The following is a 21,706-nucleotide window of genomic DNA, read 5'->3' on the forward strand; positions in this document are numbered from 1 at the left end:
GATATCGTCACCTATTGTCCGGGTCACAGTCAAGCTTTTTGACGAAATCGTCATATACTCCAGTCTGGATACACTGGCGATTCCCGTACGCAGACGAAAGGGGTGTGAGGACGACCGTGTCGGAGAACAATGGGCTCGAACGCCGCAAGGCGCGTACCCGTGCAGCGCTGATCGCCGCGGCCCAGGGCTTCATCGCCGCCGGCAAAGTGAACGCCCCGATTTTGGAGATCACGCAGGCCGCCGACGTGGCGAACGGATCGTTCTACAACCATTTCGACAGCCGGGAAGACCTCTGGCGCGAGGCCGTGGATTCAGCGCTCGGTACCCTCGGCGACTATTTGGATAGTTTGACCGCAGATCTGACCGATCCGGTCGAGATGTTCACCCAATCGTTCAGGTTGGCCGGGCGCGCATTTCGTCTTCAGCCTCACCTGAGCCGAGTGCTACTGAGCTCGGAGGCCGCTGCCGTCGCGTCCGAGCAGGGGCTGGCGCCGCGTTCACGCCGCGACATCGAAGCTGCGGCGAACCAGGGTCGATTCGATGTAGACGACCTGGACCGCGCGTTGGCTTTGGTGTCCGGCGCCTTCGCTGCGATGGGCCGGCTGTTGCTCGATGACCCGGACCGCGAGGAAACCGCGACGGTCGACGGTATGGCCGCGGACGTTCTGCGAGCGATGGGCATCTCGACCGACGAAGCTCGGCAGTTGTGCGACCGACCGCTCCCTCAGTCGTTCGATGAAGGCGTGCGGCAGGTGTCCAACTCACTCGGCCTCGGCGACGAGGTGGATGCGCACCCGATCGCATAGGTGTTCTGGTGGAACGTACGTCACGCGCTCACGTTGTACGCTTTCGCCATCACGGACTCGATCACGCTGCGCGGCAACAGCCTTCGTGCCAGAAACACCAATGGTGCGTTGCTGCCCACGGCGTAGATCGGCAATGTCTTCTTGTCGTCGACTGCTTTGATCACCGTTCGCGCAACCTGTTCCGCCGAAATCCCATTCGCCTCCTTTGCGTCGAGGGTGGCGATCGCGGACGTGAAGCTCTGCAGATACGGCGACTGCGCGCCGACGTACTTCGTTCGACGGCCGGACAATCCCGTGGCAATCGAGCCCGGTTCAACGGTAGTGATCTCGATTCCGAACGGCCGGAGTTCGTAGCGAGCGGCTGTAGCAAACCCTTTGATGGCGGCCTTGGTGGCAACGTAGGACGACCGGTACGCGAGCGGAAAGCTCGCCAGCATAGACCCGACGTTGACGATCTTTCCCTGGCGCCGTTGCCGCATTCCGGGAAGTAACGCCTGAGTCAACTCGACGGCACCGAATACGTTGAGCTCGAACAACCTTCGAATGGCGTCGACGGGCAGTTCTTCGAGCGGGCCGCACTGTGATTCGCCCGCGTTGTTGATCAGAACATCGACGACCACCCCGTCGAGCGCATTGACGAACCCCTGTATCGAGGCTCGGTCGGTCAGGTCCAGATCTCGGTACTCGACGCCCGGCGCTGGGTCGGTGACCGTGGAGCTGTTCCGGCTTGTCCCGATCACCCGGAACCCACGATCGACGAGGGCTGCTGCGACGGCGCGACCGATCCCCGACGATGCTCCAGTGACGATTGCTGTTTCCACCACGTACCCCCAGTGTCTTTCGTGCTCCGGCGATACCCGACTAAACACCAATCTGACGAAATCGTCAACCTTGACGGACTCGCGATCTTCCGTGACAGACACGAAGGCTCCAACCACGAGAAGTGGTTGGAGCCTTCGTTGTCCGGTCTGATGGACGGGGCGAGGGTCGCCCGATCTCGTCGGGTTACTTGGCCACCCTGGCGGCGAGGGCAGACTGGTCGCCGACGTCGAAGGTCGGGTTCGTCAGGTGCACATCGAGGGTGTTGTTCGGGCCTGCGATGATGGCGTTGAGCACTGGTGTGAACGCTCCGCAGTTCTGGAACTGAGGAATGGTGTACGAGCCGACCATGTGCGCGTCTGCGGTGTTGTTGGCGATCAGATCGAAGGCATCGATCGAACCTTTGAGATTTGCCGTGGTGGGAGCGGTGATGCAGTTGTTTCCGACCGACGCGAAGTCGGACGAACCACCGGCGGAGCCGGTGTCGATACCGAGCGGCTTGACCGAGTCGATTCGAATCTTGAAGCTCTGCTGCACATCCAGATCGAGCGTGGGAGCCTCCTCGGTGCCACCCTGGACCAGGGTGCCCGACACGGGAGAAGGATCCACGATCGAAATGGTGAAGTTGGCCAACGTCAGCGGACCGGCTTTCAGGTTCGCCGACGCCTGCGGCAGATTGAGCGAACCGGCGACGGTCCCTCCTACCAAGTCGACGTCCGTTGCGAGGGTCGTGGTGGGGAACACCACCGGTTGACCCGTCTTGGCGATGATCGTTGTCGTATCAGCTTGGAAGTCGATGCCGAGAGTCTCGGCGGCGTGCGCGGGAGCCGCGACCACAGTGCCGACCGCGATGCTCGACGCCACTGCCGCGACGGTGACGACCAGCTTGTTACGAATTCTCACGTGTGCTCCTTGAAAGGTGTCGACGGAACGAGATATCAGGACAGGGTGGAAGTGGCGAGTGAGCGAGGGCGGGAAGCGAAGGCTCAGCGCCATCGGTCGGTCCTCCATGTCCGTAGGAATTCGGGTCCCGAAAGGGCACCCGGCGGTGTGCCAGTTCCCCGGCAACAACTAAGGACGTTAGGGGAGCGAACCAAACGGCGTCATTGGTTTGTTTTCGGTTTGTGAGTTTTCACAGACGACCATCGATGGGGTTGTTGCTTGTTGTAACTAAAAACAGGGAGATCGCCCGAATGCGTAGGTGTTCAGCGACTTTGGGACGGTTCCGGGCGGAGGGGCGGGGCAGCATGCGTCACAGTTCCCGCTCGCTGCGGGCCCTCGCCGAGTCGACGACGGCCTCGAATGCGTCGACGATCAGTGCGACCAGCTCGTCTAGATCCAGGCCCGGAGAGTCGAAGAATGCGTCCGCGGTCCGATCGAGAAAGCCGGTCCACCCCGACACTGCCGCACTTAGGAGCGGGGGCAAGGGTTCCGGAAGCCCAGCCAACACACCGACCTGTCGTTCACCCTCGGCGCGGGCGTGCCGTAGCGCGCTCTCGACACCGGCTTCGCCTAGTTCGGCGTCCCGCACCACGCGTACGTACAGCACGCGATGGTCGCGCAGAAATTCGATGTGTCGCCGTACGAAGCCTTCCAGGCGAGCCCGCGTCGTCGATTCCTCGGGCCGTGGGCCTTGGGCGTCGGCCAACTTGCTCAGAACGTCGGCCAGCGCTGCCGCCACCAGTCCTTGCTTGTCGCCGAAGTAGTAGAACAGCAGGCCGTGTGCGACTCCGGCCTTACGGGAAATCGCCGCCGCGCTGGTGTCAGCGCTGGCGCCTTCGGCGATCAACTCGATCGCGGCGTCGATCAATGCTTGGCGACGGTCGCGCCGCGGGCGCGTATGCGAAGACTGCTCGCGGTCGTGGGGGCGGGTGGGTGGCACCGGCCCGAGAGTAGTGCACGGCCAGCGGGAAGCGCTCAAAGTTGACTATGAATCAATTTATTGACTGACAGTCAAAGTGGGCATAACCTCGATCCCATTCAGCGATCACGACGAAAGGTCGATTCATGAGCGCTACCGAAGATGTACCGATCGCCGCCGCGCCTCGGATAGCTCCGGACTACATCGCCCACTGGGTCGTCAAATCGGCTCGCACCGAGGAGATGGTTCGGTGGTACGGCACGGTGTTCGGTGCCGAGATTGCCTACCAGGACGACGAGATCACCTTCTTGACATGGGATGACGAGTCGCACCGGCTGGCCATCATTGCCGTGCCCAAGGCTCTGAAATTTCTGTTCCCACTGGCCAAGTTGCGTCGCAAGATGTACGGAATCGACCACATCGCCTTGACTTTCGTATCGCTCGAGCGACTGCTCGAGAACTATGTGCGGCTCAAACGGCACGGCATACGCCCGGTGTGGGCCATCAATCATGGACCGACCATTTCGCTCTACTACGAAGACCCCGACGGCATCAGGCTCGAGTTTCAGGTCGAGAACTTCGACGCCGAGAACACCGCCGCCTTCTTCTTCACCGAGGAGTTCGCCCGTAACCCCATCGGTGTCAACATCGACCCCGAGTACCTCCTCAGCAGGCTTCGCCGCGGAGAAACGCACGAGGAACTCAGGCGTCGGGAAGCCGGAACCAGGCCCGGACGACCGGTGATTGCCAACAAGAAGACCATCACACCGAAAACTTTGTGACCGAACGACAGTGGGGGATCGAAAGTCATGTCTGTCAACATCATTCGAACGGCCGACGGTTGGTGGCGTCTCGATGGCGATCAAGCATTCGTTATCGACACTGACGCGCAGAGCACCGGTGCGTTACTTGCCGACCGCGCGGCAATCGACGCGGCGTCGGGGGCCGGAACGAACGTCGACGAGCTACAACTGGTCTCTCCCATTACCGCCCCGTGCCGAGTTGTCGCGCAATTGCTGAACTACCGTTCTCATGCGATGGACGCCGGTTCTGATCCGAACACCCTACAGCCGACATTCTTTCGCAAGTCGTCAGCGTCGATCAGTGGTCCTACCGACCCGATACGGCAGCCGCCGGAGGTGACACTGCTGGACTACGAAATCGAGCTGGGCGTCGTGGTGGGGGCCGACATCCCCATCGGGACCACGGTCACCGACGACAATCTATCCGACTACGTCGCAGGGTTCGTCGTCGCCAACGACGTATCGGCAAGAGAAATTCAGTTGACGAAAGTGCAGGTCTACGAGAGCAAGTCGTATCCCACGTTCACCCCGCTCGGACCGAGGTTGGTTCTACTGACCAACGACGAACTGGGGCGACTCCCCGAGCTCCGTATGACGTTGGCCGTCAACGGCGAGACTCGTCAGGACCAGACCATCGGCGACGATCTCATCACCCCTCCTGCCGAGGCGCTCACCAGGCTGGCCCGATTCCAGAACATGACCGCCGGAGATGTCCTGTTGACCGGCACACCTATCGGTACCGCGATATCGGCGCCGCCCAGGGTGATTCAAAAGATCGGTGAACTGGTTCCGCCGGCTCTCAAATGGAAGTTCTTCTTCGCGCGACAGGCCAAGAACCCGAAGTACCTGTCGGTCGACGATGTCGTCACCGCAACCATCCGTACGCCCGACGGGTCCATCGACCTAGGCACACAGCGGACGATCGTTCGATGACAACTCCGGTCGCCATCGTAGGAGCCGGCCCGGCCGGCACGACGGCAGCACTTCTCCTGGCGCGCAGAGGTATACGAAGCGTACTGCTCGATCGACGGACCAGCCCCCTGTTCCATCCTGCCGCGCATGTCGTCAACGCTCGGACGCTGGAGATCTGGAACGAATACAGTCCGGCGTTCGCCGCGTCGATTGCAGCGATGTCGCCTCCGCACGAGGAGGTCAACCTGATCAGCTGGTTCGGAGACCTCAGCGACGGCACCATCGGTTCTATCGATCTGCTCTCCGACCCCGAACGCAAAGCGGTGGTCGAGGGCCAGAGCCCGTACATGGTGTCCCACATCGGCCAACACATACTGATGCCCGCCCTGTGGAACGCCGTCGACGCCGAGCCGCTCATCGATTTCCGGCGGGGAGTGACCGTCGAGTCCGTGGAGTCGACCTCCAGCCGGGCGCGCGTCGTTGTCGGGTCTGCACCGGGTGACACATCCGAAGTATGCGCCGACTACGTGCTGGCGTGCGATGGTGCAAACAGTCCGTTACGGAATGCCGCGGGGATCTCGATGAACGGGCCTGTGCTGGCCAACATGGGGAGCGCATTCTTCACCTCGACGAGCCTCTTCCCCGACGATGCTCGTCCGCTGTTGAGCTGGATCTACACACCTGATCTGTGTGGAGTGCTCATCGCACACGCCGACCACCGGTACATCCTCATGACTGCGTACTTGCACCCGCATCAGGACATTGCACGAAACAGCCGCCAGTTCTGGCAGGAGACCCTTCCGAAGGTGTTGGGTGGACACGAATTCGAACTCGAGTCGACCGGTACGTGGGTGATGACCTCGCAGACTGCCGATCGCTTTCGTGACAATCGCCTGTTGCTACTCGGCGATGCGGCACATCGCTTTCCCCACACCGGCGGGTTCGGGCTCAATTCGGGTGTGCAGGACGCGCACAATCTGGCCTGGAAGCTCGACGCCGTGCTGCGCGGTGCCGCAGACCCGTCCCTGCTGGATACCTACGACACCGAACGTCGTCCTGTGGTCCGTAAGTTCGCGGACCAGAGCGTGTCCAATCACTTCCGCATGGACGACATCGGCAAGCGTGTGGGCATCACCAACCTCGCGCTGGCCAAGGCGACGCAGGTAATGGCTCGACGGCTGCCGAGCATGCTCCCCGGTCGGGTCGTCGCCCCTCTCGCTACTGCCGCGACTCGGAGCCAGATGGGCCGTTCGCGACGTCTGCAGCCGAGTGCCGACGGCTCGGCCCGACTCCGTCAGCAGATCGCCGAGGCTATCCCGGGCCAGGTCGAGCACTTCGTCTCCACCGGTCTGCAGTTCGGATATCTCCACGACGGACCGTTGACCGCGCAGGAGAAGACGGCGAGGCCTGCAGAAGACGTCGTCGACTATGTGCCCACGACGTACCCGGGTGCGCGATTGCCGCACGCCGTTCTGTCGAGGGACGGACGGCTCGTTTCGGACCACGACCTGCTGGACCGGAACATGTTGTCACTGTTCACCTTCGACTCCGCTGCGTGGTCACCGGTTGTAGATGCTCTTGCGGCGCCCGGTCCCGGGGTAACACTGGTCGACCTCGATGCGTCCGGGGACGTCGATCGCGATGCCCTGGTCACGCTGTTCGAGGTCGGTGATTGCGGAGCCGTCCTCGTCCGACCGGACGGCCATGTCGCCTGGCGGACAACGTCATCGGCACACGACGCACGGCCCGCCCTGGTCGACTTCCTCGAGACACACTGGGGTGCCTACTTCACCGTGCCAGTCGCGCCGTCGATCTGACCGGCGCGGCGAGCGTCAGTGCACATTATCGACGGAAGTAGACGGGATTTCGCCGATCGGCGACGGTTGTGTGCACGCAGGTCCGAACTGCGGCACGCGTGGAACCTCGTGCTATCACTACCACGAAGACTCCCGTATTCACCCGTGCTCTAGGGTGCTGCAGCCTCTTGGATGGAGGTATGAACACTTCGACGGTAGAAACTCCGCTGCGTGCGAGGGAACAGATAGTCGAACTACGGTCGGTCACGAAGACCTACGGTTCGAACGACAACTCGGTCACGGCACTGATCGATGTGTCCGTTGGCTTTTCGACGGGTACCTTCACCGCGATCATGGGCCCGTCCGGGTCGGGTAAGTCGACGCTACTTCAGTGCGCCGCCGGCCTCGACGACGTGAGTGCGGGCGAGGTGACCATTGCGGGCACAGCGCTGAGCGGCCTCGGCGAGCGCGATCGAACCCTGCTTCGCCGCGAGAACATCGGCTTCGTCTTTCAGGCTTTCAACCTGGTCGGTTCGCTGACGGCGGCCCAGAACGTCGAACTTCCCATGCGATTCGCCGGGGCACGTCCCGACCAGAAGGAAGTGCTTGCAGCGTTGGCCGAGGTCGGGCTCGCCGAACGGGCACACCACCGACCGAGTGAGATGTCCGGCGGCCAGCAGCAACGTGTCGCCCTCGCCCGCGCTCTGTTCACCCAGCCGGCGGTTCTGTTCGCTGACGAACCGACTGGCGCACTGGACACGAACACCTCGCACGATGTGTTGCGGCGACTGCGTTCGCTGGTCGACCGACACGGTCACACCGTGATCATGGTGACCCACGACCCGGCAGCCGCATCGTACGCCGACGCAGTGTTGTTCTTGGCAGACGGACGGATCGTCGATCGAGTGCTCCAGGATCGGTCCGATCGTCGCACGAACGCAGCCACCGTGGCGGCCCGCATGGCGAACATGGAGGGGTGAGCTGTGTTGTCGGTCAAGATTTACCATGTGGCCGCATCGCTCGCACTGGCGAACGTCCGAACGCGGTGGACCAGCTTCGTGGGGGCCTTCACGGCGGTGTGCCTCGGCGTAGGGCTGATCACGATGACCTTGCTCGTGTGGGGTTCGTCGGGTGCGCAGGTTCCGGCACGGGTCGAGGGAACCGATATGTTTGCGGTACCTCAGCAGGCCTCGAACGTCAGCGGCACGGCGGCCGACAGCAGGCCGTGGTCGGTCGAGGAAAGCGATCGGCTGACGCAACAGCTTTCCGAAGTCGACGGCGTCGAGCAGGCGACCGCGGACCGCGCATTTTTCGCCCAAGCGACACGTGACGGTGCGCCGATCGCCGCAGGCGACGAGGCGCTCTCCGCCGGGCACGGCTGGAGCAGTGCCGCGCTCGCACCGTACGCGTTGGTGACCGGAACCGCGCCCCGAAGCGATAACCAGGTCGTTCTGGATTCGAATCTGGGATTCTCTGTCGGGCAACAGGTGTCGATACTGTTCACCGAAGGTCCCCGGCAGATGCTGGTGTCGGGCACCGTAGACACCTCCATTGCCGGTGACGTCGAATCGGCCTCAGAAAGAGGGGTATTCGTCACGGACGAGGTTGCGGCGCGTCACGCTCCCGGGGTCACGGCAATCGGCCTGCAGCTTTCGCCCGATGCATCCGCGTCTGCTGTGAAGGATGCAGCCGCCGCAGTGGTCGGTGATCGCGGAAAGATCGTCAGTGGTGAGGAGAGGTCGATCTTGGAGCCGGCTTACCTTGCACGCGAGCGCTTCCTGGCCGTGCAGTTGGTTACCGCGATGGCCTTGCTCGGTTGCTTCGTCAGCATCTTCGTGGTCTCCTCGACGTTTGCGTTCAACGTCGCCGAGCGACGCCGCGAGATGGGTTTGCTGAGGAATGTCGGCGGACTACCGTCTCAGGTCCGCGGAATGGTGCTCGGGGAAGCATTGATCATCGGTCTTGCCGGTGGTGTCGTCGGTGCGGCCATCGGAGTCGTCGCCGCACCGTTGATGGCAATCGTTCTCCAGCGCATCGATGTCGCACCGCGGGGGTACGAGATCGAGTTCAGCGTGGCACCGATGTTCGGTGCGATTGTGGCGGGTGTCGTCGTGGCAGTGGCCGGAGCGTTGGCTGCGAGCAACCGGTCGGCGAAAACGCCGCCGATGGAGGCGCTTCGCTCTGCCGCAGCACCCGCCTCAGGGATGTCGCGTGGTCGATGGATCGGTGGGGTCGCGGCCGCCTCGGTGGGGGTTGTCGTCATCGTTGTCGTGGGAGCAGCGAGCGCGGACACTCGTATCTACAGCGCGCTGGCAGCGACGATGGCCCTCACCGCCTCGGCCACGCTCCTTGCCCCGGTCGTGATCGGTCCGATCGTGCGAGTCGTGACATGGCCGGTGCGGCGAGTCCAAGGTGCCGGCGCGATGTTGGTGAGGGCGGAGTTGATCAACTCGACGTCGCGCACCGCAGCGCTCGCGGCACCTGTGATTGCAACCGTCGCCTTCGCAGTGCTGATAAGTGGGTACGTCGCTACCAGTGCGGCCGCCTATCCTCTCGAGGCAGCGGAACCGCTCGAAGGGCAGTCCATCGTGTGGCCGGTCGACAAACCGGGCCTCACGGATGAGGAAGTGGCGCAGGCGTCCACGGCCGGAGTTGTCCGTGCGGCGCTCCCGACACGTGTGTTCGTCGAACCCGAGGGCAAACCCCAGACGGTGCTCGACGGTGTCGGCTGGCTCGACGAAAGTGATCGAGGGCCTGAAAATGCAGTTGTGTCTACTCTTCTGGCCGACAAATTCGGGTGGCAGCAGGGGCAGACCATAGCCGTGGGCTTCCGTGACGGCGAGTCCGAGCAGTTGACCATCGTAGCGGTGCGCGACATAGACGCGTCGATGGCTGGATTCAATCTATCGCGGGACACTGTCCGCACACACGATCCGGGGTCGTTGGCCGAAGCAGTGTTCGTCCCGCAGGCCGATGCTCCCACGAGCCTGGGGACAGGTGCGACGGTGTACGACGCATTCGACTACGCAGCAGCAGACTACGAACGTGACAGTTGGCTCATGCGTCAGTTCAGTCTGGTGCTGATCATTCTGGCGGTGGGGTACACCGGGATTGCAGTCGCGAATACCGCCGCTATGTCCGCGCAGGGTCGTCGAGGCCAATTCGGTGCGCTGAAACTGGCGGGTGGCACGTCGCGGCAGATCGTGAAATGCGTTGCGGCCGAGTCTGCAATCACTGTCGGGGTCGGTGTCGTTCTCGGACTACTGGTTTCCGTGCCGGCGCTGGCGGCGATTGCCTCGGGGTTCTCGGCGAGCGTCGGTCGAGCAGTGTCAGCGCAAGTGAATCCCACTGTGGTCGCCACTTCCATCGTCGCCTGTCTCGTACTTTCCATCGGCGCAGGCACCCTCACGGCATCCAGATCGCTGCGCGCGAACGGGACGCGTCAGGGTATGGTCCGGGCGTGAGTCCGCGCACTGCATGGCAGGCGATTGCGCTTCATCCGCTGCGTTTCGTGGCAACGACGTGGCCACTTCGCGGTCTCGCGTATTTGAGCTCCGGCGTCGTTTTCGGAGCAGTTGCCGGTAGTGTGCTCATCGCCCTCGCGGTGGCCGGAACAGTTCTGACGCTCGTCGTCGTCGGGCTGGGCTTACTCGTTGCCGCAGTGCTGTTCAGCACGGTCGTTGCGCGCGTCGAGCGTTGGCGTCTGCGGTTGATCGATCTCGATCCTGCGCCCAGTTCGCACGTCGTCCCTGATCGACCCGGCTTCGTCAACATGGTCCGGTTTCGCCTGACGGAGCCGGTGACGTGGCGCGAGCTCGGGTTCTGCCTGTTGTCGATCTTCGGCCTGTGGTGGCTCGACCTTATAGTGCTGATGTTTGCGATCGGTGCTCCGATCGTGTGTATCCGATCCGCAGTCGACGACCCCACTGTGTGGCCGTGGGGGATTCTGGGTGTTGCGTTGATTCCCTCGGCGCCGTTCACCATCACCATCTGGGCTGCCGCACGCGGTTCCTTGGCCCGGGTGATCCTGGGGCCCCGCGGGTCCGAACTCGGGGACGAGCTGACCGAGGTCAAGGCGTCCCGCGCACGATTGGTCGCCGCCTTCGACGGCGAACGGACCCGTATCGAACGCGATCTCCACGACGGCGCTCAACAGCGGCTTGCGTCCTTGCGCGTGACACTGGGACTGATTCGACTGGATGCAGTGGACGGCTCGGCCGTGCACAGCCGAATCGGAGACGCACAGGAGCAGTTGGGGGTTGCGATGCGCGAGATTCGCGATTTGGTGCGCGGTGTGCAACCGCAGGCTCTCGGCGATCTGGGGCTCGCGGGTGCGATCGCCGACCTCGCAACACATTCCGCTATACCGGTCGATGTCGACGTCTCCACGCCCAGGCTGGAAGAGCAGGTGGAACGCCCGGCATACTTCGTCGTTGCCGAATGCCTGACCAACGTCTCCAAACACAGTGGCGCAACTAGGGTCGGTATTCACATCCGGCATCGGGACGACCTACTCGTCATGCAGATCCGGGACAACGGCACCGGCGGCGCGCAGGCGAACAGCGGAGGTGGACTCGCAGGTCTTGCCGATCGCCTGGCCGTCGTGGATGGCAGACTCCGGCTGTCGAGTCCGCCCGGTGGGCCTACACTCGTTCACGTGGACATTCCGTGCCGATCGATATGACGACCTCGTCGAAACCGTCACTGCGAGTGGTCATCGCCGAGGATTCGACGTTGATGCGCGCCGGTCTGGAAACACTGCTCGAACGGTTCGGGCACACCGTCGTCGGCACTGTCGCCGAAGCCGACTCACTTGTCGACATGGTCGTCGACCTCGCGCCGGACCTCTTGATCACCGACGTACGTATGCCTCCGCGAAACGGCGACGACGGTCTTCGAGCTGCCGTCGAGGTTCGACGTCGACGACCGAAGCAGCCAGTCCTCGTGCTGAGCCAGTACGTCGAGCAGTCGTACGCATCGATTCTGCTGGAATCTCAGCTGGGGCACGGCGTCGGATACTTACTCAAAGACCGAGTAGGTGACATTGCAGACTTCGTCGAGGCGGTCGAATCGGTCGCACGCGGGGGAACGGTGCTCGACCCCGACGTCATTGCGCAGCTGTTGAGGAGGCGTCGTGATCCTTTGGAGAGCCTGACGCCGCGTGAACGTCAGGTTCTCGGGTTGATGGCTGAAGGTCGATCGAACGGCGCGATTGCGCGCGCGTTGACGGTGACCGAGGCTGCCGTGCACAAGCACGTAAGCAACATCTTTGCGAAGTTCGGTCTCGCCGTTGCCGACGGTGACAACCGGCGCGTATTGGCCGTACTCGAATTTCTACGTTCCTGACGGCCCCCGAGTGCTTCTCCGTAACGCCTGTCGATCGACCGGATCGGATTATGCTGAGCGTGCGGCCCGAAGTGCGGCGGGGCCGACCATATAGAGGAACGGTGGCCCTGTGACGTCGGTGTTTGCGCAGCGCGCCAGCTACAGGCGGCAGGGTATTCGTTTCGACGGCGGCCCGCTGCCCTTCTCGGCCGAATTGAAGGTCTCGGGTGCCCTCGGCCACAAGCTGGCCAGGGATCACGTCTTCGTCGGCGACCAGGGCTCCGACTTCATCGGAACGTGGCGTGGCAGCCGGGTTCAGTTGTACGCAGTCTCTCGCAGGGCGATCGAGGCAATAGTGAACCCGAAAATTGCCGGGCGCTTCATCGATCGAGATACTGCGGCACGCTATTCGTTCGGTCAGCTCAGCCCGGAAGCGATCACGTTCGCGTCGTCTCGGAACCCCGGATTCAAGGACAGGAAGAGGAATCTGGTTGTCGCGACCAGTTCCAGATACGCCGAGACCGCGACTCTGCGCGCACTCGATCAACAGCTTGGTGCTCTGGCTGGACCCGCATTCCTCGACCTCCGTCCCGTGATCACTGCGTGCGTTCGCGATGCCGTCGCCGAAGCGATGTGGGGTGAGGCGGCGCTCGAGCTCGTCCCGTACCTCGATGGGCGCGGCGATCAACAGATGCTGACGTTCGCCGAGGCGATGTACGACAACTTCCTGCGTCTGAGGAAGTTCGCGAGCCACTATGCGATGAGGGTCGAGCCGAGATTGCAGCGCATCGCCTTCAGTCGCGAGCAGCGTTCGATGCGAGCCAATATCGCTGTGCTGCAACAGCATATGTCCGTGATGGCGACGACCCCGCTGGATGGCACAGTCGCCGGCCACATTCGGAGACTGCACGGCATCTCGGGTTTCCACGCGGACATCGTCCGGGACGACACCTCGACATCCTTCGTTGCAGCTGTCGACACCACGCGAACTGCGATCCTCGCGACCCTGAAGTACCTACTCGACCCGAAAAATGCGCGCTGGAAGGAACGTGTAACCGCAGTTCTACCCGAGTCTGCAGGGGAATCTGCGGTACTACGTGCGTGCATCATGGAAGCGTTGCGCGTCGACACGCCCGGGTCCGTCTTCAATGGTCGAGTGACCGAGGACTTCGACATCGAGTTCGACGGGGAAAGTGTCAGGCTGCTCCGAAACACGCTGGTGATGGCGAACATTCATGCTCTGCACGCATCGTACGGTGCAACGTTCGATCCGGGTCGACTGCTGACGAAGCACTCGGATGTCCCACTGGTGATGCCGTTCGGCAAAGGGCCCAGATCGTGCCCGGGAAAGGCTTTCGCGTTGTCGATGATTGCCGTGTACGTCAACGCGTTCTTGGACAAGTTCCCCGATGCACAATCGGATCCGGCGCAGCTGGACAACCGCTACCCAATTCACACCTCCTCCGAACACGGTTTCCACGTGTCGTTGAACTCCGACCGAAACTCATCCTGACCGGCGTCTGGCTCGTACGGCGACCAGGCCCCCACCGATCACGAGCAGCATGCCGAGCCCGGCGAGGAGCGTCGGCCGGTGATTCCAGACGACCCAGTCGATGAGTGCGCTGAAGACGATGACGGTATAGATGAACGGTCCGATCTTTTCGGCCGGGGCGTATCGGTAGGCGACAACGATGAGGGCTTGCGACGCCAACTGGACGCACCCGAGCGCCGTCAGCCACACCCATGCCGCCGCCGGGATCGGTTGCCAGTCCACGACGGCGATCGGGATCGAAATGACGGTCGACAGAAGGAAGTAGTAGAAGAGAACCCTGATCGTTGGTTCGGTTGCGCCTAGCCAGCGGACCGACATCATCGCGACAGCCAGAAACAGCGCTCCTGCAAGGGCTGCCGACGAGCCGAGGCCGAAGCCGTGACTCTGGGGGCCGAGCACGAGCACCACTCCTACGAAGCCGACGCCGGCACCGATCCACGTCGATCCTGCGATGCGCTGCCGGGACACCGCCCACGCGATCAGCGGCATCCACAGGGGCGCGCTGTACGTCAGCAGTGTGGCGTTGGCAAACGGGATCTGCGTGATCGCGAAGAACAAGGAATACCAACACGCTGTCCCCATCGCAGCCCGCAGCACGTGCAGGCCGATCCTGCTGGTCTTCACCGAGGATGTCCCGCTGCGCAGAGCAATCGGAACGACGAACAGAAGTCCAATGGCGTTCTGGAACAGCAATATCACGCCAGTCGACGTGTAGGTGCCGGATTGCTTGGCCAGCGCGCCGACAAGTGATACGCAGAGGAAAGCCGCAGTGATCAATCCTGCACCGAGAAAGAGGTTCTCAGGCTTGTGTCCCAGACCGACAGGGGATTCGCTCATCGCGGTGCGACGCGTAGTCCGGCGTCGACGTCCTCCTGGGTCGCGGCCAAGAAGGTCTGGAACTCGTCGTCGATCATGAACGTGGTCGTGAACTTGCTGCGTTCTGCGATCTCCTTCCAGGTCTGCGTCTGCACCATCTGCGCGAGCGCCGTTTGCCAGTAGTCGAGCGCGTCGGCTGGCATGTCCGGCGGCCCGTACAGACCCCGCCAGTTGGACAGGGTGACGTCGAGTCCCTGTTCTGCGGCGGTCGGTACGTCGAGTCCGGGCACCGGGTTTTCGGCCAGCACACCGAGTGCTGCGAGGTCCCCGGCCGTCACCTGGTCGACGAACTCGCTGACACCGCCTATCGCAACGTCGATGTCGCCGGCCGTCAGTGCTGCGATCTGGTCGCCGCCACCCTCGTGGGTGACGTACCGAACGGAGGACGGGTCGCCGCCCGCTGCTGATACCAGCAGGGCGAAAGGAAGTTCGTCGTCGTTTGCAGCCCCGACCGCAATGCCCGACGGATCGGCCTCGATGCCGGCCATCAAGTCGCCGAGGTTTCGGAAGGGGGAGTCGGGCCGCGTCACGACGACGTAGTACTCGCTCATCAGTCGAGCGATCATGGTGACGTCGGAATAGCCGTACGGCGACGCGCCGCTCTCCTGATTCACCATCATCGACAGTGATGTCACCGCGACCTGGTCGTCGGCGCCGCCGTGATCCTGGACCATCTCGGCGAGGAAGTCGGCGCCGCTGCCCCCGGGCCGATTCTGCACCGGGAGCGGGACGTCGACGATGCCTTCTGCCTGCAGAGCGTCGACCACCGAGCGGATGGTGAGGTCGAAGCCGCTGCCCGGGCCCGCTCCCGCAGTCATCGTGACGGGCCCAGACGGATAGCCTGCGGCGGGCTCGGAGTTCGTACAACCGGTCAGCAGGAGGGTGACAGAAATTGTGGCTCCGAATGCGAGCTTGGCCCTAGTTCGAATTGATGTGGACTGCATGGTTTCTCGCATTCATCCGGTCGGTCTCTCGTTCGAGTATGTTGTTGAGGGCGCGAGGCGCAAGAACGTCGAGTGCACGCAGCGCGAGGGCTTTTCGGGGCGCGATGCGGATCGGTCGGGTCTTGGCAGCGGTGACCATCCAGCCGGCGGCTTCGTCTGCGGTGAGTGAGGCGATGCCGTCGTAAGCCCGTGTGGGAGCGATCATGGGAGTCGCCACCAAGGGGTAGTAGATGGTGGTGGAGTGCACGCCCGCTTTTCCCCATTCGGTGTCTATCACGCGGCTGACAGCGCTGAGTGCGGCCTTCGAAGCGTTGTAGGCGGCGAACATCGGAGAGGATTCCGGGAGCACCCGCCAGGTGGCGATATTGATGATGTGACCGTCACCGCGTTCGATCATGCCGGGGGACACTCCTCGGATCAGCCGGAGCGGCGCATAGTAATTGAGCGCCATCACTCGCTCGACGTCGTGCCAGCGCTCCAGCGACTCCGACAGCGGTCTCCTGATCGACCTGGCTGCGTTGTTGATCAGGATGTCCACCGGCCCGGCACGCCTCACCACCTCATCGACTTCGTCGAGTTCGGACAGGTTCGCCCGGATGGCAAAGGCGTCGCCACCCGCCGCCGTGATCCGGTCGACGACCTCGGTAAGGAGAGACTCCCGGCGCGCCACGGCGATGACGGTGGCGCCTTCGGCTGCGAGCTTCAGGGCGGCGACGGCACCGATACCGGAGGACGCGCCGGTCAGGAGTATCCGCTTGCCCTGCAGGGGTATTGCTGCACCTGCGCGCCACTGCGGGAACTGCGGGAGCGGACGCATGCCGGCCAGCCGGAGCGCCGTCCTGACCTTCGGGATCACAGCATCGCCTCTGTCCGGTCCACACCTCGGTGCACTGGCACCAACTCTAGAATGCGGCGGCATGAGGCGTAGCGAAATCGAAGTAGGCGCATTCGCGACACGTTGTGCCCCCAGCGCGCCTACAGTTGCCCGGTGCCGAGCTGGATACTGGGTTTAGTGGTGGTCATCGTCGTGGTCTTGGCGGTCACGGTCAAGCTTGCAGCGCGAACCCGCGCGCCCGACCCAGGGTGGTTCATCGACAGCACTCGTGCGGCAGGTGCTCTGACGGTGATCGGAACCATGTTCGCCGTGCTGTTGGCGTTCACCATTTTCTTCGCCCTGCAGAGCTACCAGAGTGCGCGTGACGGGGCCAGCGTCGAGGCCGTCGCGCTGACCGAATTGCACAACGTGGCCGAGGTTCTCGAAGGTCGCGAGGGCGAACGCCTACACGGTGACCTCATTTGTTACGGGCGTGCCGTCGTCGCCGACGAATGGCCCGCGATGGCTCGGGGCGAGACGTCTCCGACGGTCGCGCGTTGGGTCGACACCATGGTCGAGGATTTCGCAGCGACGTCACCCGTAGGCGCCTCTCAGGAGGCGGCGTACGGGCAATGGTTCGACCAGCAAGCCGAGCGACGAGACGGTCGCCGCGCCCGCGCGGCCGAGGCAGCACCGTCGGTCCCGGTCCCGCTGTGGATCGTGCTGGGGATCGGGGCGTCGGCCATTCTCACCTACATGTGCGTTCAGGCCGATCGACGTGAAAGCGCCGTCGTACAGGCGATTCCTATTGCGTTCGTTTCGGCGCTCGTGGCCTCGGCGTTAGTCGTCGTGGCGTTCCTCGATCATCCCTATGCCGACTGGTCGGGCAGCATCCAACCCGACGAGATGCGGGTGACATTGCAGCTCATCGACGACGGGCATCCCGCGCCCTGCGACGAGAGCGGCATCCCGACCTAGCTCTCATGCGCGAGCGTCCCCGTCAGGAGCGTGTTCCGTGACCCATCGACCATCGAAGCCCCGCACGGAATCCCCGCGGTACATGACCGACGAGCGCGTCGCGATCCGTGACCTCGCCCGCGACTTCGCGATGAACCAGGTACTGCCGATAGCGAACGAACTCGACCCCGTGCGCGGAACGATCCCGGATTCGCTCAAGAAGGCGATGTCCGACGTCGGATTCTTCGGCATCCTGATCCCCGAGGAGCACGGCGGTCTCGGCCTCGGTGTATTCGAATACTGCCTCGTTGCCGAAGAGCTGTCGCGGGCGTGGATGAGTGTGGCCGGCTTACTGGCCCGAGGAAACGGAATGGGCGGGGGATTCACGCCAGAACAAGAAGCGGAACTGTTGCCACAGGTGGCAGCCGGGAAGTACCTCGGCTCGTACGCGCTCTCGGAGGCCGAGGCAGGCTCCGATGTCGCCGGCATCGCGTGCCGGGCAACTCGCCGCGGCGACGACTGGGTCGTCGACGGCACGAAGATGTGGTGCACCTATGCGGACGAGGCCGATTACATCGTTCTGTTCGCTCGAACGGACCCGAAGAAGGATCGAACGAAACCCCACCGCGGCATCAGCGCGTTCCTGATCGACAAGGAGCGCGGCGTCTTTCCGGACGGGATCAGCGGTACCAAAGTTCGTACGATCGGTTACTTCGGCTGGAGCACATGGGAATTGGCGTTCGACAACTTCCATGTTCCGGCTTCGAGCATGCTCGGTGAGGAAGGTAAGGGGTTTTACCTCGCGGTCAGCGGGCTCGAGGTGGGGCGAGCGCACACCGCTGCTCGAGCGATCGGGCTGGCCCGTGCCGCACTCGAAGACTCCATCGCGTACATGCACTCACGTCGCCAGTTCGGACACCCACTCGCAGACTTTCAGCACCTGCGGTTCAAGATAGCGATGATGGCTGCCGAGATAGAAGCTGCCCGCCAACTGATGTTCTCGGTTGCGACGGATATCGACACCGGCCGACGGTGTTCGCTCGAGGCCTCCATGTGCAAACTCGTTGCAACCGAAATGGCTGAACGGGTGACCAGCGAAGCCGTGCAGATTCACGGCGGTGCCGGTTACACCACGGACTTTCAGGTGGAAAGACATTGGCGTGACGCGCGTTTGACCAAGATCTTCGAAGGGACGAGCGAAATACAAATGCGGATCATTTCCGACGAGATTCTCGGGCGGTCGGATGTCGGGCCATAAGGGCCGAGACGAAGATACCTTCGGCGTCGGCACGATCCCTGCGGTGAGGAAACCGTGCCGACGCGTCGGGTCTACCAGTCGAGGTCAGGACAGGGTGAAGGCAGGGTCCGGCTGAACCGACAGGCTGTTGATCGTGCAGTTGCCGGACATCGGCTGGTTCGTGGACGTCAGCGTGTTGGTCATGTTGTCGAAGGTGCCTGCAAGCGTGGCCGGGCCGCAGTTGTAGCCCAAGAGCGAGAACCCGACGTTGGAAACCTCGCCGGTGGTGGCGCTCGTAGGTGTCAGGGTCCAGGGCAGGTTCTTAAGTTGAGGCAGACCGCACAGGCGATTCGAACCGCTGATCTGGGCGGCAGTGATTGCAGCAGAGGACCCGTCGGCGCTGGTGGAACCAGACAACGAGATCGAGCAGGTGACGGGCAGGCCGAACGATGCGGGCGTGGTGACCACGATGGTCCCAGGCGCGGTGAAGGCTGTATTGGCGGGAGAAATTGTTGCAGCACTGGCGCTTCCGGCGCCCAATGTTGCGCCGGCGACCGCGACGGCGGCGGCAATTGTAGCGAGCGTACGAGAGCGGGACGGCAGGTTGAGCGTCATCGATCGATCCTCCATGTCCAGGGAATCCGGGTCCCAGTTGGGCATCCGGCAGTGCCGGAACTCCGGCGCCGAGGAGAACGTTAGGGGAGCGAATCAAGTGTTGGAATTGGTTTGTTCCAGTTCGTGCAATTTCACAACCGACAACCTCGGTGGTTGTTGCTTGTTTTAACTAAAAATGGGCTAATTTCCCGAATATGAACGTGTTCAGCAACATTCGGCACGTTCCGTGCGGGAAAATACACCGACGCGGCTGAAGAGCCTGACGGCAGGTTCAGGGCACCTTCGGTGGATTGTCGGGTAGCAGGAGCGCGCCGATGTCGTTTCCGATCGGAACGGCATTGTTGGTCTCGGCGTTGGTCGTGGGGCCCGGAGTGACGTAGACGACGATGGTGGTCTTGGTGTCCGTGTCGTACATGGCAACGCCGTTGTAGCCCCCGAAGGCGGGATTCATGAAGATCCAGCTGCCGAAATGTATCGTTCCGAAGGCAAAGAACTTGTCCTCCGTCAGCGGACCGAGCCCGGCCGTCGACGGTGCCATCATCTCGTCGAACAGGTTGTCGGACAACAATTCTCCGGTCCCGAGGGCGCGAACCCACCGGGAGACATCGCCTAGAGTCGAGTTCATGTTTCCGCTGTTGAGGAACGCGGTGGGATTCCAGAACGTGGAGTCTTCGAAGACGCCGCGTTCGTTGGTGTAGCCGTGCAGAATCGGTTCGACCATCTCTGGTGTGAGTACCACCTTGCTCGCGGTCATCTCGAGTGGATCGAAAATTCGGTTCTGCAGCAGGTCGCCCAACTCGGTATCCGTGGCCTTTTCGAGAACGACACCGAGTAGGCAGAGGTCGCTGTGCGCATACCCGAAGCTCGTACCGGGTTCGAACAACGGCGGTCGAGCGTTCGCCAGATCGAAGATTTCCTGGGCGGTGAAACCCTTGATCGGGTTCGCGTAGAACATCTTCAGGAAGTCGGGGTTGGTCACGTAGTCGGAGATGCCGGAGGTGCTGTCGGCGAGCATCCGCGGAGTGATTTTGTCGGCACGAGGAAAATCGGGAACCCACTTCGCGATCGGCTCGTCGAGACCGATGGTCCCCTCCTCGCTGAGCTGCAGCAGAACCGTCGACAGCATCGGTTCCATCGGCTGGCCGACACGTAGCTGCATGTCCGGTGTCGCGGGCACGCCGACCGGGGATTCGCCGACGGCATCGGCGATGACCTGCTCGTCGCCGCGCCAGACGCCGAACACAGCCCCGGTCAGGCCGAGTTCGGTGACCTTGTCACCGACGATCTCCAATATCTTGTCGCTGTCAACATCGGCCGCGACGGACGCCTCGGTCGTGCTCGGCTGTGTCTCGTTCACGCTCCCGCCGTTGGAGCCACACGATGCGGTGGCTAGCACCATGGCGATGGCAACGACGGTGGTGCGGCGAAACCGGGTGGTGGTCGACCAACTCATGAGCTCGATCCCTTCGTGCGCAGAGCAGAGTGGGAGTCGCCGCTATGAGCGGGTTGCGGCAGCTTCGACCAGGTCACTTTACCTGCCGAATGGAGCGACGAACGCAGTTTTGGGTGCTGTGGGTCCTCGACATACTTGAAATTGCTCGGCCGTCGTTGACCGGATCCCTGGATTCTGGGACGTATTGCCCAATACTTCGAGGATCACCGGGAAATCCCGATGGTTCGGCGAGTATTGGGCAACCAGTTCCACGTGCAGGCGCCGAGATAGGTTAGGAAGTCAGGTCGACGGGCCGTTGCGCCATGATCGCGGATCTCGGCCTGCGATTGCCACGGTCCGCTCGAGCAACGACGCGTCAACGATCTCGACTCGGTCTCCCCACAGTTGCGGGATGGGCGCGTTCGGCAAGAAGAGTTCGACGTGATCGTGACATGCGAGGACGAGGTGTTCGGGAGGTGAGAACTCGTGGCCGGTGGCTGCCGCGAGATCCCAGCCGTGCACGATCACCTCGGTGAGTGCGATCTTTCCCCACGTATCGTTCGACAGTTCGAGGCCGGCCAGGTCCGAGTCGCCGTCCCACGCCTGCGGTGCCAGCCACGCGCGTGCAAGGTCGCGGACATGGTCGGAAACCCGCAGTCGGGACTGCTGGTCGTCGACGTCGGCGACGGCAGGACTCCCGGACACGCCACCGGCTACGGAGGCGAACCCGGTCGCGGCCTCGTCTATGTGCAGCAGGAGATCTGATACGGCGTAGTCCGCGCATGGCGTGGGGCGACGCAGGTCGCTGTCGGTCACCAGCGCGATTAGGTCCGCCAAACCTTCGGATGCTTCCCTGAAATCGATCATTGTTACCTCTCGTCTTCGGCCGGCCACTGGTTTTACTAATCCCACGGTCTATGAAGACTCCGACGCGCCCAGGATGTCATCGAAGAAGGC

Annotated in this window: 20 protein-coding genes; 11 read left to right on the forward strand and 9 right to left on the reverse strand. The window is 62.9% G+C overall.

The window, feature by feature from the left end:
• Positions 1-116: 116 nt before the first annotated feature.
• The gene (locus D8W71_RS08365; RefSeq protein WP_121118819.1) at positions 117-806 is read left to right on the forward strand and encodes a TetR/AcrR family transcriptional regulator; all 690 of its coding nucleotides are present in this window, start codon (positions 117-119) and stop codon (positions 804-806) included.
• Between the two features lie 20 nt (positions 807-826).
• Here the strand turns inward: D8W71_RS08365 and D8W71_RS08370 are convergent, their stop codons facing one another.
• From D8W71_RS08370 to D8W71_RS08380, 3 genes are all read right to left on the reverse strand, one after another.
• The gene (locus D8W71_RS08370; RefSeq protein ID WP_121118821.1) at positions 827-1,627 is read right to left on the reverse strand and encodes an SDR family oxidoreductase; all 801 of its coding nucleotides are present in this window, start codon (positions 1,625-1,627) and stop codon (positions 827-829) included.
• Positions 1,628-1,811: 184 nt separating this feature from the next.
• Positions 1,812-2,528, reverse strand: coding sequence for a hypothetical protein (locus tag D8W71_RS08375; protein ID WP_153275344.1), 717 nt, complete (start codon positions 2,526-2,528; stop codon positions 1,812-1,814).
• 349 nt (positions 2,529-2,877) lie between these two features.
• The gene (locus tag D8W71_RS08380; RefSeq protein ID WP_161965429.1) at positions 2,878-3,507 is read right to left on the reverse strand and encodes a TetR/AcrR family transcriptional regulator; all 630 of its coding nucleotides are present in this window, start codon (positions 3,505-3,507) and stop codon (positions 2,878-2,880) included.
• Between the two features lie 125 nt (positions 3,508-3,632).
• On the opposite strand from D8W71_RS08380, the gene D8W71_RS08385 reads away from it, so the two are divergent.
• The 8 genes from D8W71_RS08385 (at position 3,633) to D8W71_RS08420 (ending at position 13,835) form a co-directional block, all read left to right on the forward strand.
• On the forward strand, positions 3,633-4,268 hold the full coding sequence (locus tag D8W71_RS08385; RefSeq protein WP_121112606.1) for a VOC family protein: 636 nt from the start codon (positions 3,633-3,635) through the stop codon (positions 4,266-4,268).
• A gap of 27 nt (positions 4,269-4,295) precedes the next feature.
• Positions 4,296-5,222 (forward strand): fumarylacetoacetate hydrolase family protein, encoded by a 927-nt coding sequence (locus tag D8W71_RS08390; RefSeq protein WP_121112608.1) that lies wholly within the window; start codon positions 4,296-4,298, stop codon positions 5,220-5,222.
• Positions 5,219-7,018, forward strand: a complete 1,800-nt coding sequence (locus D8W71_RS08395; protein WP_121112610.1) for an FAD-dependent monooxygenase — start codon at positions 5,219-5,221, stop codon at positions 7,016-7,018. Before D8W71_RS08390 ends, D8W71_RS08395 begins: the two co-directional genes overlap by 4 nt.
• Positions 7,019-7,197: 179 nt before the next feature.
• On the forward strand, positions 7,198-7,977 hold the full coding sequence (locus D8W71_RS08400) for an ABC transporter ATP-binding protein (protein ID WP_121112612.1): 780 nt from the start codon (positions 7,198-7,200) through the stop codon (positions 7,975-7,977).
• Between the two features lie 27 nt (positions 7,978-8,004).
• Entirely contained in the window at positions 8,005-10,461 is a 2,457-nt protein-coding gene (locus D8W71_RS08405; RefSeq protein ID WP_153275345.1) for an ABC transporter permease, read from the forward strand.
• Positions 10,458-11,681: a sensor histidine kinase gene (locus D8W71_RS08410; protein WP_121112616.1), complete on the forward strand. Its 1,224-nt coding sequence runs from the start codon at positions 10,458-10,460 to the stop codon at positions 11,679-11,681. Before D8W71_RS08405 ends, D8W71_RS08410 begins: the two co-directional genes overlap by 4 nt.
• A gap of 20 nt (positions 11,682-11,701) precedes the next feature.
• Positions 11,702-12,343, forward strand: a complete 642-nt coding sequence (locus D8W71_RS08415) for a response regulator transcription factor (RefSeq protein WP_201265370.1) — start codon at positions 11,702-11,704, stop codon at positions 12,341-12,343.
• Between the two features lie 109 nt (positions 12,344-12,452).
• The gene (locus D8W71_RS08420) at positions 12,453-13,835 is read left to right on the forward strand and encodes a cytochrome P450 (protein WP_121112618.1); all 1,383 of its coding nucleotides are present in this window, start codon (positions 12,453-12,455) and stop codon (positions 13,833-13,835) included.
• Here D8W71_RS08420 and D8W71_RS08425 read toward each other — a convergent pair.
• Genes D8W71_RS08425 through D8W71_RS08435 form a run of 3 tightly spaced genes read right to left on the reverse strand, consistent with a single transcriptional unit; the run spans position 13,827 to position 16,613 of the window.
• Positions 13,827-14,711, reverse strand: coding sequence for a DMT family transporter (locus tag D8W71_RS08425; RefSeq protein WP_121112620.1), 885 nt, complete (start codon positions 14,709-14,711; stop codon positions 13,827-13,829). The genes D8W71_RS08420 and D8W71_RS08425 overlap by 9 nt on opposite strands.
• Positions 14,708-15,694: a tripartite tricarboxylate transporter substrate binding protein gene (locus tag D8W71_RS08430; protein WP_121112621.1), complete on the reverse strand. Its 987-nt coding sequence runs from the start codon at positions 15,692-15,694 to the stop codon at positions 14,708-14,710. Before D8W71_RS08430 ends, D8W71_RS08425 begins: the two co-directional genes overlap by 4 nt.
• Positions 15,669-16,613: an SDR family oxidoreductase gene (locus tag D8W71_RS08435; RefSeq protein ID WP_201265296.1), complete on the reverse strand. Its 945-nt coding sequence runs from the start codon at positions 16,611-16,613 to the stop codon at positions 15,669-15,671. Before D8W71_RS08435 ends, D8W71_RS08430 begins: the two co-directional genes overlap by 26 nt.
• 69 nt (positions 16,614-16,682) lie before the next feature.
• Here D8W71_RS08435 and D8W71_RS08440 point away from each other — a divergent pair, with 69 nt between their 5' ends.
• Together D8W71_RS08440 and D8W71_RS08445 are read left to right on the forward strand one after the other, a co-directional pair.
• On the forward strand, positions 16,683-17,486 hold the full coding sequence (locus D8W71_RS08440) for a bestrophin-like domain (RefSeq protein WP_121112625.1): 804 nt from the start codon (positions 16,683-16,685) through the stop codon (positions 17,484-17,486).
• 37 nt (positions 17,487-17,523) lie between these two features.
• Complete coding sequence (locus D8W71_RS08445; RefSeq protein ID WP_121112628.1) at positions 17,524-18,723, forward strand: acyl-CoA dehydrogenase family protein; 1,200 nt, start codon at positions 17,524-17,526, stop codon at positions 18,721-18,723.
• Between the two features lie 84 nt (positions 18,724-18,807).
• Here the strand turns inward: D8W71_RS08445 and praA are convergent, their stop codons facing one another.
• From praA to D8W71_RS08460, 3 genes are all read right to left on the reverse strand, one after another.
• Positions 18,808-19,317 carry an alkane oxidation protein activator PraA gene (gene praA / locus D8W71_RS08450; protein WP_121118825.1) on the reverse strand — a complete coding sequence of 170 codons (510 nt, stop codon included), beginning with the start codon at positions 19,315-19,317 and terminating at the stop codon, positions 18,808-18,810.
• A 271-nt stretch (positions 19,318-19,588) separates the two neighbouring features.
• Positions 19,589-20,770, reverse strand: coding sequence for a serine hydrolase domain-containing protein (locus D8W71_RS08455; RefSeq protein WP_121112630.1), 1,182 nt, complete (start codon positions 20,768-20,770; stop codon positions 19,589-19,591).
• 279 nt (positions 20,771-21,049) lie between these two features.
• A complete protein-coding gene (locus D8W71_RS08460; protein WP_121112632.1) occupies positions 21,050-21,616 on the reverse strand; it encodes a TIGR03086 family metal-binding protein in 567 nt (188 codons plus the stop codon).
• Positions 21,617-21,706: the final 90 nt, after the last annotated feature.

This window comes from Rhodococcus sp. P1Y, assembly GCF_003641205.1.
Classification (GTDB): Bacteria; Actinomycetota; Actinomycetes; order Mycobacteriales; family Mycobacteriaceae; genus Rhodococcoides.

Excerpts from the sequence above, each read along its gene's own strand:
- D8W71_RS08395 (WP_121112610.1), top strand. The coding sequence starts at position 5,219 with ATGACAACTCCGGTCGCCATCGTAGGAGCCGGCCCGGCCGGCACGACG.
- D8W71_RS08435 (WP_201265296.1), bottom strand. The coding sequence starts at position 16,613 with ATGCCGCCGCATTCTAGAGTTGGTGCCAGTGCACCGAGGTGTGGACCG.
- praA (WP_121118825.1), bottom strand. The coding sequence starts at position 19,317 with ATGACGCTCAACCTGCCGTCCCGCTCTCGTACGCTCGCTACAATTGCC.
- D8W71_RS08425 (WP_121112620.1), bottom strand. The coding sequence starts at position 14,711 with ATGAGCGAATCCCCTGTCGGTCTGGGACACAAGCCTGAGAACCTCTTT.
- D8W71_RS08385 (WP_121112606.1), top strand. The coding sequence starts at position 3,633 with ATGAGCGCTACCGAAGATGTACCGATCGCCGCCGCGCCTCGGATAGCT.
- D8W71_RS08460 (WP_121112632.1), bottom strand. The coding sequence starts at position 21,616 with ATGATCGATTTCAGGGAAGCATCCGAAGGTTTGGCGGACCTAATCGCG.
- D8W71_RS08455 (WP_121112630.1), bottom strand. The coding sequence starts at position 20,770 with ATGAGTTGGTCGACCACCACCCGGTTTCGCCGCACCACCGTCGTTGCC.
- D8W71_RS08400 (WP_121112612.1), top strand. The coding sequence starts at position 7,198 with ATGAACACTTCGACGGTAGAAACTCCGCTGCGTGCGAGGGAACAGATA.
- D8W71_RS08430 (WP_121112621.1), bottom strand. The coding sequence starts at position 15,694 with ATGCAGTCCACATCAATTCGAACTAGGGCCAAGCTCGCATTCGGAGCC.
- D8W71_RS08390 (WP_121112608.1), top strand. The coding sequence starts at position 4,296 with ATGTCTGTCAACATCATTCGAACGGCCGACGGTTGGTGGCGTCTCGAT.